Here is a 19,495-nt window from a genome sequence, read left to right on the forward strand (position 1 = left end):
CCCTTGCCGTCAGCTAACAGTTCCTACTGCCAAGCCTGTAGTGGACTTTCACCACCAAGTTATCACCCATGCTGGGCGCACACACGAATGGCGAACGATTCAATGATTGAATCATTCGCCATTTTTTAGTTGATTTTTAGTTATGTCCTAGCCTTAACTTTTAGCTCTTTCTTATTGGTATACTGCATTTCGAGAAAAATCGTCCATTACTTTAATGAATCTGTTATTTGATGAATTGTCTCCACCACGCGTTCTTTTTGGAACGGTTTAACAATAAAGTCTTTGGCTCCTGATTGGATTGCCTCAAGCACAAGTGCTTGCTGCCCCATTGCTGAACACATAATAACGTTCGCATCTGGATCAAGCTCTCTAATCTGCTTTAATGCCTGTATACCATCAAGCTCTGGCATCGTAATATCCATCGTAACGAGGTCTGGTTTGAGCGCTTGATATTTTTCAACTGCTTGTAATCCGTTTTCTGCTTCACCAATTACTTGCAACCCAGCATTTACAAGGATGTCTTTAATCATCATCCGCATAAAAGCTGCATCGTCCACGATTAAGATCGTAGCCATCTGTTCACCTCATTTTTTTAATCCTGCATAACCTTTTCTAAATTAACTAAGCTGAACAAGCGACTTCCGAGCTTCACGACACCATCTAAGTAATGAGCTTCCACGCCTCCAACGACCTCAGGTGTTGGCTCAATTTTATGTACTGGTATGTCTAACACATCATTTGCACCATCAACAATTAAACCGAGAATAAGCTCTTCATTAGATGTAATAAGGATTCTTGTTGTTTCATCAGCTTCTTTTTCTTCTAGACCGAGTTTTTGTCTTAAATCAATGATAGGTGTAATCACACCACGAAGATTCATAACTCCTTTTATAAAAGGAGCCGTACCCGGGATTCGTGTAAATGACTGCATCCGTTCAATGGATTGGATCTCACTTACCTTAATTGCGTACTCTTCTGTATGCATTTGAAAAATAATGACCTTCATTTGTTCTTCAACGATTTCAACACTCATTAGCCGTCTCTCCTCCCTCTTTTTATTTGATTAACGCATTCGGATCTACAATAAGGGCCACTTCACCATCACCAAGTATCGTGGCTCCTGAAATGGCAAACACATTTGTTAAGTAATTACCGAGCGATTTTAAGACAATATCATGCTGTCCAATTAGGGAATCTACCACTAAACCAGCAATCTGTTCGCCTTTTTGTATAATAACCAAGGAGTAAAAGTCTTCGTCAAGTTCAATGACTGGCGTATTAAAGACATCTCTTAAGAAAACAAGTGGGACCACTTTCCCTCTAAAATCAATGACCTTTTGTCCATGCGCACTAAACAATTCATCTTTGTTGACGATCGCTGTTTCAACAATCGATGTAAGTGGAATCGCGTATGTCTCTCCACCTGTTTCAACGAGCATAACATCAATAATGGATAACGTAAGTGGTAATTGAATTAGGAAGGTTGATCCTTTATCCAGCTCAGATTGAACCGTTACAACTCCACCTAATGATTCAAAGGTGTTTCGTACGACGTCAAGACCAACACCACGTCCCGAAATATCCGTTATTTGCTCCGCTGTACTAAAACCTGGCTCAAAGAGTAAACCAAATACTTGAGAATCGGTTAATGAACCCGCATCCTCTTCTGTAATAATTTGATTTTTTAAGGCTTTATCTAAAACCTTCTCACGACTAATCCCAGCACCGTCATCTTTAATTTCAATGAAGACATGGTTTCCGCTGTGATAGGCCTTTAAAAGAACGGTACCTTGAGCCGGCTTCCCAACAGCCATACGTTCTTCTGGTGTTTCAATTCCGTGATCAATGGAATTACGTAGCAAATGCACAAGTGGATCACCAATTTCATCAATAATTGTGCGGTCAAGCTCCGTTTCTGCTCCAACAATCTCAAGGTGGACTTGTTTTCCAAGATCCTTTGATAGATTACGAATCATTCGCGGGAAACGATTAAAGACCGTTTCAACCGGCATCATTCTCATGGTTAAAATGATTTCTTGCAGATTGCCTGTTGTACGAGTCATTCTTTCTACCGTTTCAGTAAGCTCTGCGTTCACTAATTCTCCTGAGATTTGCTCAAGTCTCCCGCGATCAATAACAAGTTCTTCAAACAAGTTCATAAGTACATCCAGACGATCGATGTTTACTCGAATCGTTTTGTTGCTCTCTGGTGCCTTTTGAGTTTCTTTTTCTTTCTCAGGCTCCTGTTTGCCTTTGCTTGGTTTTTCTTGTACCGGTTGTAATGTCTGATCCTCTGCCTGAGTGGCATGTACAAAGCTTGTCATTGATTGAACAACAACATCTGAGATTTCAGAGATTCCAAGAATCTTATTCTTAATCACTTCACCTGAATCTTTTGAAACAATCGTGACTACAAATTCACGTTCAAACTGTTCTTCCTCTAAAAGCTCTGTGGCTGGTGAGGATTTAATGACATCACCCAACTGGTTCAGAACATCAAACACCATAAATACACGAGCAGCCTTTAACATCGCCTTCTCATCAAGCTCTACTTTAATTTGATAAACAGAGTACCCTTGCTCTAGAGATTCTTCAAGTACAGTTCGCTCGTATTCATCATACACTTCAAGTAGGTCCACTTGTTCTGTTGTCGCTGCTGCTTCTTTAACAGCCTGGCTTGACCCTTTTTCAATGGCTTCAAGCTCTGCGACAAGCGATGTAACATCTAACTTTCCATCCCCACCACTTGCAATGTCATTTACCATATTCTCAAGGGAATCAACAGATTGAAACATAATGTCAATAATCTCTGTTGTCGCCTGTTTCTTCTTATTCCGAATTAAATCCAATACGTTTTCCATGTTATGGGTTAAGTGAGCTAAATCTTCATAGCCCATTGTTGCCGACATGCCTTTTAACGTATGGGCTGAGCGGAAAATCTCTCCGACAATTGATTCATCTTCAGGTTGTTTCTCAAGCTTTAATAGATGATCATTCACTGCCTGCAGGTGTTCCTGACTCTCATCAAGGAACACAGCCAAGTATTCTGAGTTCATCAAAACTACGTCCACCTCATTCTCTTCATTCTGCTTTTCATCTTGGTAAAAAGGTAAGATGAAAAAACAATCCTATGACCTCTCTTACTTATATCGGTCCGTTTGAAGATAGCTTTCAGTAGTTGTTGATGCCGTTTTTAAATTTACAAGTTGTCGAATGACCGAACGAAGGTTTTTCTCTTCTTCTTCAGTTGGAATCACTTCATGAATTGGCTGCTCCTGGTCACGAAGTACTATAAGATAAAGCCCTTCAACAGCTTGTCCAGTTACTTGTTCAAACGCCCACTTATACATCATCAATTGAACACGATAGAATTCAATTAGTTCAGCTCCTGATTTCTGGATCACATTTGTTTTTAAATCAAACAAGCATAGCGCACCGTTCATCATAGCAACCCGATCAATGATTCCAGTTATAACGGCTCCTTCTAGTTCAACTGAGAAACTCCATTCAAGATTAAGCATGTCACCTATGTTAGCCTTTGAATACGCATGAACTAATGAGAGCATATCCGTTCGATAGATTGCCTGTCCGCGTGTTTCTTCTAAGGTAAGGTCCACTGCCTCTTGCACAGTCCATCCTAGATCAACTAATTCACTTGCCCGGTGAACATAAGTTCCTAGCCGATTTGCAGCAATTCCAGGTTGTTGTGTTGATTGGACGTGGGGTAACTGATTTGAATTGATTTTCTTTACATACGTCTCTATATATTGAGCAGGATCATGGTAATAACTCATCACTTCACTTACTGAAAGTGGAACGAGAGGATCCTTTGCACTTTCTTTTACTTTCGGTGTTGTGAATGTCCAGCTTGCCTCTTCTGACCATGCCGCATACTCTCTGATGACATCCTCCGTATACCAGGTGTCGTCCTCTACTTGCTCAATCATCTCAAGCCATGATGCAGGGTTGGCCTTTGCATTAGGATTGATCAGGACTAGCTTATCCTTCGCCCGGGTCACAGCCACATAAAACAAACGCTTTGCCTCTTCTACAGCTTTACGATCTCCTTCTTGCTTAACAAGTTGATATGCCGGAGTGGCAAGTGTCGCATCTTCGGCTTCAAGATTCATCACAAACCCTAGCTCAGAATGAAATCGAATCTTTCCTTTATCCCCTTGAGGCTTTTGATGCAGCTGAGGTAGGAATACAATGGGAAATTCAAGACCTTTTGAACCGTGTACAGTCATGATCGTAACCGCGTTTCCTTCTGCACGCTCGATTTGGGAATCACCTTCTTTTCCACTTAACTGAATTCTTCGTTCCATAGCTTCAATCAAGGAAGGCAGATTTGTTTCCTTCTCACCGATTAAAACGTCTATTAGCTTTTCCACGTTTTTGACTCGCTGAGGACCGCCCGTCTGGAGCAGAAGAGAATTCTTTAACCCACTTTTTACAAATAGCTGATAAAACTCGTCAGTTGTAGAACCAAGATTAAATGGAATCCAATTTTCCATCCATCGTCTTAGCTTGTTTACTGAGCGAACAAGTCTCTCGTTTGACTGATGTGTCTGATCTAAACGTTCATCAAAACAGAGGTATTCACCCATGGTTTGTCCCTCTTGGCATGATTCTTTAATTGATAAGAAATCATCAATTGTTAAACCAAATAATGGACTTCTGAGGAGTGCCAGTAGGTAAAAATCTTCAAACGGTTCATTCATCCATCTAAGTAGCATCATGAAATCAACAACTTCACGTCTTTCGTAGAATCCAATCCCACTTTGAATTTCGTAAGGGATTTGTTTCTTTTTAAGTGACTTCTCAAGCGTCTTTAAATGCGTTCTAGTTGGAATTAATATAGCCATGTCCCGCCACATCGGAGGACACCAGTGATCTTCTCGTTGAATAATGTGGTTTTGTTCCTGTTGCATTTTAAGAATTCGATTGGTCAGTATGTCGTATTCCTCATGTTCACTCGAAACGATTTCCACCGCTTCTTCCCCATTACTCATGTATTCACGATGTGCTTGCAACGGTTGATAGAGGGTTTGATAATCATACGTCTGTGAATCAGTCATTGCCTTTTGAAAAATGGTATTCACTGCCTCAACAATCGGCTCTACCGTACGATAATTGCGGTTCATTAGAATTCGACGGCTTTCCTGATGTAGCTCGGCATCTGATTCTAGTTGATTCATAATAGAAACGTCTGCCCCTCTGAATTGATAGATAGATTGCTTTGTATCTCCAACAATAAACCGGTATCTAGGTTTAATTCGATTTAATACTTCTAACTGCAGGGCATTGGTATCTTGAAATTCATCAACCATGATGTGGGCATATTCACGTCTAGTTGCTTCTTGCACCGACACATCCTCAAGTAATGTTAATGTTTTTTGCTGTAAGTCTGTAAAATCTAAGGCTCCTTGAAATTGCTTTTGCTTTTTGTACATCTCATCAAATTGTTGGAGCAACCGGATAAACTGTGTGAGAATTGTTTTGGAATCCTGCGAGAATTCATTGATTGTTGGTTGTCCTCGTTTCTTTAAAGGCTTCCAGGCGAACTCAAACAATTCAAACAAACTTGGCAGATCATCCTGCCATTTCTTATTAACACGTGATGGCATACAGGCGGTTAACTCTTCAAAATATTGTTCCAGATGATCATTAAAAGGCTGTTCAAAAAATGAAATTAATCGATCAACATGTGTTTGAGTAGCAGGCGAAAGTCCGGATGACGGAAAGGACTGAATGGTTTGTTTTCCTTTTTGATCGAACTCTCTTAACTGTTCTTCCCAATCCTTGTGCATTGCGGCCATTTGCTTATCCCACATGTCAGAGCTGTCAAACGTTTGAATGACGTTTTCACCCGGTACAAGCTCTCTTACTTGATCGTAGACCGCTAGAAGGTATGCACTTAATTGATCTTTACTTAACAAATGAATAAGAGACTCTGCTCCCCGAAAAAATTCGGCCGTCTCAAACAATTCCTCTAGGATTTCTTGCTTTAATAGACTCGCAGAAACCTCGTCTAGCACCTGAAAAGAAGCAGGCAATCCAGCCTGATAGGCATACTGCTTTAATAACCTCTGGCAGAAGCTATGAAAGGTTGAAATGGTTGCTCCTTCAAGCTTAATCTTTTGCCGGTACCAATAATCTTCCTCAACAGGCTGAGTAGATTCCCTCGCCTTCTCCTCTAAGCTTGCTCGAATCCTCTGCTTCATTTCCCTTGCTGCTTTTTCTGTAAAGGTGATAGCTGCAATCTGATCTATTTCGGTACCAAGTGGGGAATCTGGATCACGGAGACTCACATCACATAAATGCATGATCCGCTCTGTTAACACACGCGTTTTCCCAGAGCCTGCTCCCGCTGCGATAACGAGCAATGGTTCAGTTGAAAAGATTGCTTCTGTTTGCTGGTCATTAAATGTCATACTCATTCTTCTACTAGGGCCTCCTTTTGTTCATCTGTCACTCGACAAATTGGCCCGTACGGACAGCTGTCTCTGCAGTCAAGTGGCTTAACCGGGAATTCATGCGTCATCCCGTGCCATAGAGTTTGGACCTTCTGTTCGAGTTCGTACTTATCAAGGAATGCTGGTGTACCTAGCTCCTCTTCTTTGTTTTTACAAAGTGCACTCACATTAAATCTAGATTCCTTTCCAACTTCACTTTCCTTCCAAATTCCATTATTCGCTCGTTTCGCAGGTGAACGTAAGCTTATATAGGATGCCCCGATGGCTTCATATGGCTCTGTTGATTGTCGCTCAAGCTGCTCTCTTAAACTGTAACTGTAAAGAGGAAGCTGTAGTTTAAGTCCCGTTCTTACTTCTTCTTCCATCTTAAGATTTGCATGACCCGTTTTATAATCATAGATAATAAACTCTTGATCTAGCTGATCGACTCGATCGATTTTTCCTTTTAATCGAATCGTCTCATGATTCCCTACTGACATGTCTAGCTGTAATCGCTTTTCAAGAGACGTTATTCGCATATTTGCAAGCTTCGTGTTATCCCAGAAATGTTTCCGTTCCGCCTTCCACCAGTTAAGCAACCTCACTAACCATTGTTGTTTTAAGAGATTTAACTCCAACTTTGACACATGTGGACTTTCTCGTTCAACTTCTTCCCACTCTTCCTCTAGCTTTTGTTGCAAAAGATTTGGAACCATTTCTTTTGTCTCTTCACCAAGTGCAGAGAATGGCATACCAATCACATCCAGTTCGTTATACAACCATTCAATGATTGAATGAACAAGCTCACCAATTTGAATGTGGGATACACCAACTGTTTTTGTCTTTGGTTCGTTTACACTGAGTAGTCGTTCAAAGGAATATCGAATGGGACATCGCGCATAACTCTCTAATGCGGTAATTCCAACCGTTGAGTGCTTAGATAAACGGTCCGTAGCTTCCATAGAGATTGGCTCGAGCCCTGATTCTAATCGTTGAATGAACTCATTAGTCTCAGTGAGATCGGCTGGCAGATCCTCTAATTCATATTGTCTACCTTTCCAGTACGCTTGAATTTCCTTCTGTTCTTCTTGATGATTCACTACCTTCTTGGTCATTCGTTTTTCAAACGACCACGTATCTGTGACTTCAAAGCTTTCCACAAAAGAGGATGGTAAAAGTGGAGAATGAGGATCCACACCTTCTACATAACTAAAAACAATTTCCTTCGCAACATAAAAAAGCTGTTCAAAGTATGCTTCTTGCTTTTTTCGAAAATGAGCTTGAGTCGGTTTACCATATGGAATGTTCAATGTATATAGGTCGATATCTTGAATGTATCCTGCGAGCTGTGGTCGACCTGGAAAGTGATCCGCACCCATAGAAGGGACATACAACGTTTCGCCTTCAAAGTGAGCAAGATGCTGCCAGGTAAAGGATTCAACTCCCGTTCTAAGGCCTGCTTGCACTAGAAGATCTTTGATCCTAAATGTTTCATTGATCCATGATTGAAAAAAATCAAACGAAACGATCAGATTCTCTAGTTGATACTGCTGATACTCTTTTAGTTTCCATTCCAATGTTTCCAGTACTATTCGAATCGCTTGTTTTTCACACTGTAAATGAGAAAGAGTTTCCACGTTTGTTTCTTCTATTACCTGTTTTTCGATCCAGTCAGTAAGTGTCAATGCCTCTAATTCTTGAAGCAGTGTCTGCAAATAGGCTGTAAAGGTTTCTTTCGCCTTCCAGCTTCGTTGGTGGATCTGTTCATGTAGATGGTCCACTTGATCAATTTCTGTTTTCCCAGTGCGTCTTACGTTATAGAGAGCTTTTACAAACCTAATTCCCTTAATTTGATAAAAGGATAGAATGTCTGTAAAAAGGGCAATATGTTCGGTCCGATCTTGAGGTGGCATCAACAGATATTTGACCAGCTTGAAGCTAGGTGTTTGTTCAAGCTGAATCAAGGTTGGTTGTGTAATGGGTAGACGTTGTTCCTGCGCTTCTCTTATCCACTGGTCGCGTTCTTCCATGCGAACAACGACACCGGCTTGATCAGCATGCTGTTGAATTTGTTGAGTTAGTCCAGTCCATTGTTCCTTTGAACTCGTTGCCTTTACGACCGAAACGGTTGAAGTGACTTTCGGTGTTGGCTCTACTTTAAACGAGTCGATATCATAACCAATGGACTGTAAGTCAGCTAACGTCTCCTCAACCATATCCAGCTTTTTAAAATTAGGCAGATAAATAGAAACAGGGACATTTGCATGAAATAATCCTTCAAGTAGTTTGAATTGTAATGGAGAAAAATCATAAAATCCTTCTACAACGACTTGAAAAGGCATGTCCTTTTCTGAAAGAAGTAAGCGAGCTGCCAATAAAAGTTTTTGTTCCGGATCAATCATTTTGTGGTCTTCTAGCATCGCTTCATAGGTTGAAAACGTAGGCATGCATGCAGCAAATGATTCTTTTACCGCATCAATGGATAGACCAAGCCTTTTGATCTGACCATAAGTGTCAGCATACGCACGCGCCTTTTCTCTTGGTGAACGGGCATCTTCCTTGCGATTCGACTCTAAAATCCGTTGAAAAAAAAGCGTTCTTTCTTGTTCTGTTAAAGAAAGAAACGCCATGTTATGAACATCAAGTATTGAGCTAGCCAAATCGTCAAACGTGCCAAATGATAAAGGATAATGGGTAGACCGGGCTTTATTTAACCAAGTACTTGATGGCATTAAATATAAAACCGTTGAGTGATTTTCTTTCATTTGGTTGGCATACTGTTTGACTCTTTGCTCACTTCCTATTGCAGATAGGCTTGTTCCATAAACCATTTGTTGTGACATGTAGCTACTCTCCTTTCTTACGTACCATATCCACATGATCAATTTCATCTAAAAGATAGACCTCTGAAATAGGTTCAAACCCAAATGAGCGATAAAAACGATCTAAATAGTACTGAGCTTGAATTTGAATACTGTTTTGCTTGAAATCAACCTCTAGTGTATGAATGGCCTGAGCCATCAGATCTTTTCCATACGAAGAACGACGGAACTCTTTTGTGACAAGCACACGACCGATTGAAGCACGCTCTCGTTTAGCAGAAGGTAAAAAGAGTCTACAATAAGCAGCAAGCTTGTCATCGACATATCCTGCTACATGAATAGCCTCCTGATCATTTCCATCTACTTCTTCATATGCACAGTTTTGCTCAACGACAAATACATCCACTCTTGCTTGAAGAATGGTGTACAGCTCACTAGTTGAAAGCTCTTGAAACAATTTAATTTTCCAGTTCATTTTATCCCTCTTCTTTCTTATCCTTTATGTACTCATTCCAACATTAAATCCGAGTAATAGCACAATGGCAAGCGCAATAAACCATACAAACCAATAAGCAGATGTACCGCTTCGGTTACGCTTTGTTTTTCGTAAGATCACTTCCATTGCATAAATTAAAATCAATGACATAATTCCTTTAATGACGTATGGAATCGGAAAATGGTACGCATAAATAATCGCTATTCCTGACGTAACCTGTCCGATATATAAAAACCAGATCATGAAACGTAGCAGGCGGTTTGCAAATGGCAGCTTCCATTTATATAAAATAAAAAGAACTCCAAATAAGAGCAGCAGCAATCCCCAGCTACCAATGTGAACCTTGTAATAGATTAAAAATGTTTGCGCGTCCAAGTTGGCCTCCTGCTCGTTGGTTGATCAGCAATGACCTTTTGTGCCGATTCATTGGGTAAACGTTTATGATAAAAGTGTATCATATTATAGGAATGATCAGCTAATGCAAAAAGTGGGGTGAACGAATTCGTTATTACAATCCAAAATTGGACAGAGCGTTATTTCACTCCTGGAGAATACTCGCTTGATTCATGAAAAGACAAAAGGCTGATGACTCTATTAAAGAGATATCAGCCTTTTATAAATACCTATTTAATTTAAATCGAAGTGCTCACCGTTTGATTCGTAGATTACCCATTCTGCAACGTTGGTTGCGTAATCGGCAATACGTTCGATGTAACGGGCGATAAAAGCGAGTTGTGTTAATTGTTCAGCTCCGTGTTCACTCGTCTCGTTCTGGAAGAGCCCTTTAATAAACCGTCCAAATTGCGCGTCCACTTTATCATCAAATGCAGCCATTTTTTGGGCTACAATCAGATTCTTTGTTTGGAATGAAATTAACGATTCTTCTAACATTTTTCGAGCATCTAATGCCATTGTAAGAAGCTCATGCTTTTTCTCAAGGTAACTCTCTGCTTCAATACGCTTTGAGACTTTTGCCATATCTACTGTCAGATCGCCAACTCGTTCAAGGTCTCCAGCAATTTTCATCGCGACAATTAAACTTCGCAAATCAGTTGCAACGGGTTGTTGACGTGCAATTAACTGAAACACTTCATTGTTGATTTGCAGCTCATACTTATTAATTTGTTCATCGTATGAAATAACCTTTTTTATTACATCAAGGTCTGAATGCTCAAATGCATGAATCGCCTGATCGAATTGACTTAATACTTCCTTACCTAAATGTGAAATTTGATCTTTGACATTTTCTAAATGCTGATGGAACGAACTACGCAGCATAATCCCCCTCCTTAAACAATAGTACGTGCGTAAAATTATCCAAACTGTCCAGAAATGTATTGTTCTGTTTTTTTGTTATCCGGATTAGTGAAGATCTTGTTTGTATCGCCAATTTCCATTAACTCACCCATATAGAAAAAGGCTGTTTTATCCGAGATCCGTGCCGCTTGCTGCATATTGTGTGTCACGATTACAATCGTGTAGTTTTTTCGAAGTTCATCAATTAATTCTTCTACTTTTGATGTACTAATTGGATCCAAAGCAGAGGTTGGTTCATCCATTAATATGACAGATGGTTTTGTCGCAAGTGCCCGTGCGATACAGAGACGCTGCTGCTGTCCACCTGATAATCCCATACCATTTGTGTGAAGACGATCCTTAACTTCGTCCCACAAAAAGGCATCCTTTAAGCTTTGTTCAACGAGTTCATCAAGAACTTGTTTTTTCTTAATGCCGTGAACTCGTGGTCCGTAGGCGACATTTTCGTAGATCGATTTAGGAAATGGGTTTGGCTTTTGGAAAACCATTCCTACTTTTTTACGTAAATCCACTAAATCTGGCTTACCTGACAGCAGACTATCTCCTTTATATACGATATCACCTGACATCTTTACACTCGGATTCATATTAATCATCAGGTTTAATGTTTTAATAAATGTCGATTTCCCGCACCCAGATGGTCCAATAATCGCTGTAACGTCTGATTCATTAATATCAAATGAAACGTTTTTTAATGCATGATTTGTTCCGTACCACAAATTAAAATCTTTGACATTGTAAACCGTTTGTAATGCCTGTGCTTGTTTCTCCATTGTCATTGTCATGATTTAGTCCCCCTTATCCAAATCGTCCAGAGATATAATCTTCCGTCTGCTTCTCGTCTGGATTAGAGAATAATTTGTCTGTACGGTTGTACTCAATTAACTTTCCATTAAAGAAGAAGGCTGTTTTATCAGATATACGAGATGCTTGCTGCATATTGTGCGTGACAATCACGATCGTATAATCTTTCTTTAATTCAAGAATTAATTCTTCAATTTTGGCCGTTGCAATAGGATCTAATGCTGAGGCCGGTTCATCTAAAAGTAATACATTTGGTTTCATCATTAGTGTACGAGCAATGCATAGGCGTTGTTGCTGTCCACCTGATAATGAAAGAGCTGATTCTTTAAGACGATCTTTGACTTCATCCCATAATGCAGCCTTTTTCAACGAATCCTCTACTCGTTCTTTCCATTCTTTCCGAGGTACGTTATGAAAACGCAAACCATGCGTTAGATTTTCTTGAATCGACTTTGGAAATGGATTTGGACGTTGAAACACCATACCAATTTCTTTACGAAGTGCTACCACATTCACTTCTTTAGAAAGAAGATTTAACCCTTGGTACTCAATTTCTCCTGTATTATGCGAGATCGGAATTAAGTCGTTCATACGATTAATACTACGCAAAAACGTTGATTTCCCACATCCAGAAGGTCCAATTAGTGCTGTAACTGCTTGTTTGTCTATGTCTAAGTTTAGATGCTGAACAGCATGATTTTCCCCGTAATAAATATTTAAATCCTTTACCGTTAAAATTCGATTTGTATCCACAGCGCTTTCTCCACTCGCCATCTCTTGTCTTTCAGCCGTTATAATGGACATGTGAACGCCTCCCCTTATTAGTTTAAAGCTTATTATTTTGAAGCCGTTAATTTCTTATGAAGTCTTTTACCAAACCATCTAGCAAATAGGTTAAACAGTAGGACTGCAATGACAAGAACCGCTGATGCTCCATCTGCAATTTCACGAATGTCTGGTACGAGTCCTTGAGTGTTTACTTTCCAAATATGAACAGCCAAGGTTTCGGCCGGTCTAAAAATATTTAATGGTGATGTTTCACTGAATGGATTAAAGTTCAACCATTCTAAACGTGGTGTTGTTAGTCCAGCTGTGAATAATAACGCAGCCGCTTCACCGAACACACGACCCGATGCTAGGATGACTCCAGTTAGGATTGATGGGAATGCAGCAGGAAGAATGACCGTACGAATTGTATCCCAGTGAGTAATCCCTAACGCAAAGCTCGCTTCCTTTTGGTCACGTGGTACACCAGTAATCGCATCTTCACATACACGAACCATAACAGGAAGGTTGAATACTGTTAGAGCAAGCGCTCCACCAATGATGGTATAACCCCATCCCGTGATGGAAACGAATAATAATAGTCCAAACATCCCAACAACGATGGAAGGTAACGATGCAAGTACCTCAATACATGTTCGTATAAAGTTTGTAATTTTTCCTGGCTTTGCATACTCAGCCATGTAAATTCCTCCACCAATTCCTAGTGGAACGGTGAAAATCATCGTTAAGAATAAGATATAAAATGAATTAAATAGCTGTGGTCCAATTCCCCCACCCGCACGAAATGAGCTCGGTGGATTTGTTAAGAAATCAAATGAAATGACGCCAAAGCCTTTATAAAAGATATAGCCTAATAGTCCAGCAAGGATGGCAATAATAATTCCTGCGATCGCTGTAAATACACCTGTTGCAAGCTTATCAGTCATTTTTGTATTCATTAAAATGACCTCCTAGATGATAAGAATCGAATAATAATGATAAAGATGTACGACATCACAAGTAGGATTAAGCCAAGTGACCACAAGACATTGTTATCAACACTTCCTTGAACTGTGTGCCCCATATTTAACGTGATAATTGTAGTAAGTGTACCTGTTGGATCTGTTAGTGATTCTGCAATCGTACGCGCATTCCCAATAACCATCTGAACAGCTAGTGCTTCCCCAAATGCTCTCGCCATTCCTAAAACAATTGCTGTCAGTAACATTGGCCATGCTGCAGGTAACAGAACTCTGCGGATTGTTTGCCAGCGCGTTGCACCAAGTGCGAGCGAAGATTCTCTTAATCCATTTGGCAATGTCCGTAGTGCGTCCGTCGCAATACTTGTCACAGTCGGTAAAATCATGACAGAAAGAACGATGGTTCCTGCAAGTAGACCGAATCCTTGTCCACCTACATATTGCCTAACAAACGGAACAATCACACTTAAACCAATGAATCCATAAACCACTGATGGAATCCCAACAAGTAGTTCAATAACAGGTTGTAAAATTCGTTTGCCCCAAGAAGGTGCAATTTCAATCATGTAGATAGCAGCCCCAACCCCAAGCGGAGCAGCTACTAAAGCAGATAAAATGGTTACTGCAAATGATCCAAAAATAAACGGGAGTGCACCATAAACCGGTCCACCATTTGCTTCGCTTCGGGTTGGGTTCCAATCAAGGCCTGTTAAAAAGCTGATTGGGTTTACTCCATTCACCACAAATGCCTGAAGCCCCTTAGTCATCAGGAAGAGTGTAATAGATATAGTCGCCAAAATAATAATTGTCGCGCAACCATAAACAATGATTTTCCCTTTGCGCTCAATCTTTTCAGCGTTACGATTGTTTTTCTTTAGTAAACGGTCATGGACAGTTTGTTGCTGTGCCGCCATAACAATGGCCCCCTTGCGATAGATATAGAAGATAAAGGCTGGAGAACACCTGATAGGGGTCTTCTCTCAGCCTATTTAACTTGTTTATTGTACGTCTGTTTGGTTTCCTTCGGCGTCACGCTCAACTTGCATATCCGTTGATGGGATGTATCCAAGCTCAGGAACGATCATTTGTTGAACATCATCGCCCATCATGTATTCAAGGAACGTTTTAGCAAGACCTTCAGGCTCACCATTTGTATAAGAGTGCATATAAGCCCAAACTGGATATTCACCAGTTGTTACATTTTCATCGGTTTGCTCTACGCCATCTAATTTTAATGGAAGAACAGTGTCATCATTATAGTAAGAGAATGCAAGGTATCCAATTGCACCTTCTGTTTCAGAGATGATTTGTTTAACAGTGTTTGAAGAATCCTCTGTAATACCTTCAGCTGGCTCAGCACCATCTAAAGCGTAATTAACAAATGTAGCACGAGTACCAGAAGAATCCGGACGGTTTACTAGAGTGATTTCAACATCTTCTCCACCAAGCTCAGACCAGTTTGTTACTTCACCTGTGAAAATGTCGATAAGTTGTTCAGATGTTACATCTTCAACGCCTACTCCTGGATGAGCAGCAGGTCCCATTCCTACTACAGCGACACGGTGGTCTACTAATTCATCAGCAGGAATTTCTTCTTTTTCTTCAGCAAATACATCAGAGTTTCCAATATCTACAGATCCATCAGCAACTTGGCTAAGACCTTGACCGGATCCACCAGCCTGTACTTGAATGTCAGCACCGGCATTTTCTGCCATAAACTCTTCAGCACCTGCAGCCATTAATGGTTGAATTGCACTTGAACCAGATAAAACTAATTGACCTTCTGCATCTCCGCCAGCTGCTTCATCTTCTTCTTCAGCTGGTTCTGTTTCAGATCCACCTGTAGAATCTGTTCCCGTATCTTCGCTATCATCATTACCTCCACATGCAACAGCAATCACAAGTAATGCAGACAACATCATGAATAAAAGAAGCTTTTTCAATTTCAATGTAACAACCTCCCTATTTTCTCTCCAAATGGTTTACTAGGCGTTAGCCTCTCTTTCAACTGAAGTATAAGCTTGTTCTATTAAGGAGTTATGATCTGAATGTAAAGATTGTGTAAAGAGAAAGAAAGCGCAATCATTTATAAGCGTTTACATAGCCAACATAAAAAAGAAACAAATCCAGTTTTGGATTTGTTTCCGAGGTGTTGCTCTTATGATTGCTGCTCAATTGTTGGACCATATACGCCAGGTACATTAAGCCCAGCTTGACGTAATAGCACTGTCATTTGACCACGATGATGTCCTTGATGGCTTACAAGCATTCGAAGAACAGCACCTTTAGGACTTTGTGCTCCAAAGAAATCAACCATATCAGTAAAGCTTTCATCTGTCCATGTGTTTTCCACTTGATCTAGAAGTGTTTGACTGACTTCATTATACGTATCAACAATCGTTTTCGCTTGATTTGGTACTGCAGAAGAAGGATTGCCTACATTCTCCACACCTGCAATGGAAGCAAAAAATGGGATCGTGGTTGTTAAATGCCAGCCTAACCACCCGAGTGAGCTATGACCTTCAACAATTGCTTGGTCTAATTTCTCGTCTGTAAGTGACTCTAGTACTTGAAGTGTTAATTGTTTCTCACGAGCCCACTCTTCTAAAAAATCAGCTTTAGTTCTAAACATTTCTTATCTCTCCTTATCATTCAACCAGTCTTTACTTGTCTAGTATAGCCAGAATGATGAGCAGAGAAAAGAAAAAGGCCTTTATTTATTGAGCTTTCTTAAAATCAGGATCATTAAATGCGTGCGCAACCCATCCCTCTGGATCAATAAACAGCCGAACAGCTACAACTTGGCGTTCATCTGATAATGTAAAGAAGTGCGGAATGTTAACAGGAACGGAAATGACATCACCAGGTGACAGATTAACATCAAAATACCCTGTTTCGGCACCTTTTATCACAAATGTACCTGAACCTGCAGTAATCGCACGCACCTCATCTTCAGTATGTGTATGCACTTGCTCAAACTTTTTTAAGAGTACATCTAAATCGGGTGTTTGTTCATTTAAGGCAATCACATCCCATTTTTTGTACCCGCGACGTTCTGCAAGAGAACGAATGTCTTCATCAAATATGGAGAGTACTTCTTCCTTATCTTTATCTGTTAGGTGACATTCATTTTGTAATCGTTCTGGAAGTTTTGCTGGATCCCAATATTCATACAATACTTCCTGGCTTTCCAAAAATGCGCGTACCTCAGAATCCTCTTTGATCGTTTGCCCTGTTTGACGAATGTGAATGATAGCCATGTTTTTTCCTCCTATTTGATTACTTGTTTTAATCTTAAATGGTACTCAAACAAAAACTCAAAAGCTTCAAGATGCTTCTTGGCTTCAAATCCATTTTTACCCCATACTGTAATGCCGTGGTTTCGTATAAGAACACCAACCACTCCTGGCCTAATTTCATTTGCAACAGCTTCTGCAAGTAATGGAAGATCCGCATGATTTGGTACGATTGGAATCGTTATCGTTGCATCTTCTTCCCAGAGGTTAAAAGCTTTGATCAGTTCTTGTTGCCCAAATGTGATCTCTCCCTCATCTGCATACAGCTCTGATATCACATTATTGGCAATCGTATGCACGTGGAGCGAACATCCTGCATCTGTTTTTTCATAGATACGTTGATGGAGAATGGTTTCCGCCGAAGGTTTTAATGGTGTATTTTCTACAGGCTGACTAGTCTTATCAACTAGCAAAAAATCCTCACCTGTTCGCTTTCGCTTGTCTCTGCCACTAGCTGTTACAAGAAACTGCAGGGGAAAATGGGACACTTTCACTGAAAGATTTCCACTCGTTCCTGGAAACCAATCCCGTGCAGCCAGTTCATCCTTAATATCCGCTAGTTCTTCCCAATGAGCTGCGTAGGAAAGCTGTGTACCCTTCACTTTGTAACCTCCTCTCGTCTCTCTTCAAATTGATGAATGATTTCGTGAAAGCTTGTAAACGCTGAATGGTTAAGAGACAGTTCGCGACACTTATCTAATAGAAAGGATCCGCAAGCAAAGACTTCATCCGCTTCTTTTGCTGCCTGCAAATCAGTAATTGAATCCCCAATCACAATCTTGTAGTAGGTTTCACTTGGGTAATGTCTTAAAATCGTTGGTTTACAGCAGCCACAATCATTTGAACAAAGCGAGTCACAACGATGTGGCCACGTAATGTGAATGGTTGGTTGATCAAAACGACTTCCGTTGCAGTATAAGCTGTGCGTTATTCCATAAGGCTTAAGGATAGGCTCTACAAAAAAATCAATTCCTCCACTTACAACCTTTAACGGAATGTGATTTTCTCGTACGTATTGAAGAAATGCTGGAAACCCGTCACGAATTTCAGCTTTGTTTAACACAAAATCAATGATCTCTTCCTTATAGCTTGAGGGGATTAATTGAAATAACTGGCCAACCCCTGACCGAATCGAGACTCGCTCAGCTAAAATGTCATCTTTAATTGCTTCCCAGCCAGGCGGGTTCACATGCTGCATGATGGCGATGATGTTATCTTTTGTTGTAATCGTCCCGTCAAAATCACAAAAAATAATCGGTGTTTTTTCAAATCTCTCTTTCATTTCTAATTCCCCCACAAATCAAGTGCTGCCTTCAGTTCTGGTGACTCCTTTGCCGCATCTGTTAAAGATGTGTCCATTACACCTTTAATCGCATCTCTAAATGCTTTTGCTCCGTCTCTTGCACCACCTGGATGTCCGTGGATTCCACCACCCGCATTAATTACACAATCACGGCCAAAGTCATGAATAAGTTTAGGCGTTAATCCTGGATGGATGCCTGCTGATGGAACAGGGAATGCCTTTTTCAGTTGACGCTTTTCTGTCAGTGCATGTGCAATGGCATCTGTTTCTGTTTTATCCAGGGCAACACTTCCATAAGGAGACGGGAATAACACAAGATCTGCTCCGGCCAATCGTAACAGCTTACCGAGTAACACACGGTTTGAAATGCCGTGAAATGGTGAGGCAGTTAGAGCCCCAGATACCGCTGGATGCGCCATAATTGGAACATGGATCTCAGGGTCTTCCGCTAATGCCTGCAATACATCCAACCCATAAGCAAACACATTAAATAATAAAGCTGTGGCTCCCTGGTCCACGGCTTGTTTTGCCTTTTCTTTTAATTCAAATGTTCGTCCAGTGAGATTCACAGCATAGAGCTTTCTTTCTCCTGTCTCTTCATACACTTGGTTTATAATCCTGCTCCCTATCTCTACTCTCTCACTGAAAGGGGTTAAAGAATTATCAAATAAAATCTCGTCATCTTTAACCAAGTCAACCCCACCTAGAAGTTGATCTGTTAATTGCTGACTAAATTCCTGTGTATCCTTACCAATCATCCCTTTAAAAATACTCATTACGAGGGGGCGATCATAGACACTAACAAGTTCTCGTATACCTTCTATGCCAAATGAAGGGCCAGGAAATGACTGCTCTAGCTCCGGAGGCAATTCCATATCAATTAATTTAATTTCTCCATCAAGCGATAACTTTCCAAATACAGTTGCTAGGATCGCCGGAAGGTCACTCGAAAAATTCGCTAGCGGGTAGGCGATTTTGATCCGTCCAATGGTGCGGGTATTCTTAAAGTAGCTTATGGTTTGTTCAGATGATTCTTCTTCGACTACCTCTACCACCTCGCCCTTATGACGCTCCAGCTGCTGTTTTTCAAGTGCGGGTAGATGGGTCCATGAACCAATGGTTAAACCAAGCGCAATGGACTCTGCTTTTTTATGTAAATCATGTTTTTGATCAAATACTCGATACGTAACGGTTATAAAGCTCATAAATAATCTCCTCTCCATACAAACAAAACCGCCCTCTTAAATGAGAAAGAGG

At 40.5% G+C, this 19,495-nt stretch carries 18 protein-coding genes; all 18 read right to left on the reverse strand.

The features are described 5' to 3' along the window. Positions 1-206 precede the first annotated feature (206 nt). The 18 genes from ACQKKO_RS15290 to ACQKKO_RS15375 all read right to left on the reverse strand — a co-directional run bounded on the left by ACQKKO_RS15290 (position 207) and on the right by ACQKKO_RS15375 (position 19,443). The gene (locus tag ACQKKO_RS15290) at positions 207-575 is read right to left on the reverse strand and encodes a response regulator (protein ID WP_498648674.1); all 369 of its coding nucleotides are present in this window, start codon (positions 573-575) and stop codon (positions 207-209) included. A gap of 17 nt (positions 576-592) precedes the next feature. Continuing rightward, the gene (locus ACQKKO_RS15295) at positions 593-1,033 is read right to left on the reverse strand and encodes a chemotaxis protein CheW (RefSeq protein ID WP_498648675.1); all 441 of its coding nucleotides are present in this window, start codon (positions 1,031-1,033) and stop codon (positions 593-595) included. 22 nt (positions 1,034-1,055) lie between these two features. Beyond that, entirely contained in the window at positions 1,056-3,056 is a 2,001-nt protein-coding gene (locus tag ACQKKO_RS15300; protein ID WP_498649012.1) for a chemotaxis protein CheW, read from the reverse strand. A gap of 84 nt (positions 3,057-3,140) precedes the next feature. After that, a complete protein-coding gene (locus tag ACQKKO_RS15305) occupies positions 3,141-6,440 on the reverse strand; it encodes a UvrD-helicase domain-containing protein (RefSeq protein WP_498648677.1) in 3,300 nt (1,099 codons plus the stop codon). Continuing rightward, positions 6,437-9,298, reverse strand: coding sequence for a PD-(D/E)XK nuclease family protein (locus tag ACQKKO_RS15310; protein WP_498648679.1), 2,862 nt, complete (start codon positions 9,296-9,298; stop codon positions 6,437-6,439). The genes ACQKKO_RS15305 and ACQKKO_RS15310 overlap by 4 nt, the downstream gene beginning before the upstream one ends. A gap of 4 nt (positions 9,299-9,302) precedes the next feature. Then, on the reverse strand, positions 9,303-9,752 hold the full coding sequence (locus ACQKKO_RS15315; RefSeq protein ID WP_498648681.1) for a GNAT family N-acetyltransferase: 450 nt from the start codon (positions 9,750-9,752) through the stop codon (positions 9,303-9,305). A gap of 24 nt (positions 9,753-9,776) precedes the next feature. After that, entirely contained in the window at positions 9,777-10,148 is a 372-nt protein-coding gene (locus tag ACQKKO_RS15320) for a DUF1516 family protein (RefSeq protein ID WP_498648683.1), read from the reverse strand. 252 nt (positions 10,149-10,400) lie between these two features. Next, positions 10,401-11,051, reverse strand: a complete 651-nt coding sequence (gene phoU / locus ACQKKO_RS15325) for a phosphate signaling complex protein PhoU (protein ID WP_498648685.1) — start codon at positions 11,049-11,051, stop codon at positions 10,401-10,403. Between the two features lie 35 nt (positions 11,052-11,086). Next, on the reverse strand, positions 11,087-11,869 hold the full coding sequence (gene pstB, locus ACQKKO_RS15330; RefSeq protein ID WP_498649014.1) for a phosphate ABC transporter ATP-binding protein PstB: 783 nt from the start codon (positions 11,867-11,869) through the stop codon (positions 11,087-11,089). A gap of 19 nt (positions 11,870-11,888) precedes the next feature. Further along, on the reverse strand, positions 11,889-12,668 hold the full coding sequence (gene pstB / locus ACQKKO_RS15335) for a phosphate ABC transporter ATP-binding protein PstB (RefSeq protein WP_498649017.1): 780 nt from the start codon (positions 12,666-12,668) through the stop codon (positions 11,889-11,891). Between the two features lie 62 nt (positions 12,669-12,730). Next, positions 12,731-13,618 (reverse strand): phosphate ABC transporter permease PstA, encoded by an 888-nt coding sequence (gene pstA, locus ACQKKO_RS15340; RefSeq protein WP_498648686.1) that lies wholly within the window; start codon positions 13,616-13,618, stop codon positions 12,731-12,733. Continuing rightward, positions 13,618-14,553: a phosphate ABC transporter permease subunit PstC gene (gene pstC / locus ACQKKO_RS15345; RefSeq protein WP_203090024.1), complete on the reverse strand. Its 936-nt coding sequence runs from the start codon at positions 14,551-14,553 to the stop codon at positions 13,618-13,620. Before pstC ends, pstA begins: the two co-directional genes overlap by 1 nt. Before the next feature lie 84 nt (positions 14,554-14,637). Continuing rightward, complete coding sequence (locus tag ACQKKO_RS15350; protein WP_498648691.1) at positions 14,638-15,588, reverse strand: phosphate ABC transporter substrate-binding protein; 951 nt, start codon at positions 15,586-15,588, stop codon at positions 14,638-14,640. A gap of 209 nt (positions 15,589-15,797) precedes the next feature. Continuing rightward, positions 15,798-16,271: a DinB family protein gene (locus ACQKKO_RS15355; RefSeq protein WP_498648695.1), complete on the reverse strand. Its 474-nt coding sequence runs from the start codon at positions 16,269-16,271 to the stop codon at positions 15,798-15,800. Positions 16,272-16,356: 85 nt separating this feature from the next. Continuing rightward, a complete protein-coding gene (locus ACQKKO_RS15360) occupies positions 16,357-16,899 on the reverse strand; it encodes an AraC family ligand binding domain-containing protein (protein WP_498648697.1) in 543 nt (180 codons plus the stop codon). Between the two features lie 11 nt (positions 16,900-16,910). Then, positions 16,911-17,537, reverse strand: a complete 627-nt coding sequence (locus ACQKKO_RS15365) for a methylthioribulose 1-phosphate dehydratase (RefSeq protein ID WP_498648701.1) — start codon at positions 17,535-17,537, stop codon at positions 16,911-16,913. After that, positions 17,534-18,217: a 2-hydroxy-3-keto-5-methylthiopentenyl-1-phosphate phosphatase gene (locus ACQKKO_RS15370; RefSeq protein ID WP_498648702.1), complete on the reverse strand. Its 684-nt coding sequence runs from the start codon at positions 18,215-18,217 to the stop codon at positions 17,534-17,536. Before ACQKKO_RS15370 ends, ACQKKO_RS15365 begins: the two co-directional genes overlap by 4 nt. Before the next feature lie 2 nt (positions 18,218-18,219). Then, entirely contained in the window at positions 18,220-19,443 is a 1,224-nt protein-coding gene (locus ACQKKO_RS15375; protein ID WP_498648704.1) for a 2,3-diketo-5-methylthiopentyl-1-phosphate enolase, read from the reverse strand. Positions 19,444-19,495: the final 52 nt, after the last annotated feature.

Origin of the sequence: Alkalihalobacillus sp. NPDC127517 (assembly GCF_050276055.1) — a bacterium.
Lineage (GTDB): Bacteria > Bacillota > Bacilli > Bacillales > Bacillaceae_D > Alkalicoccobacillus.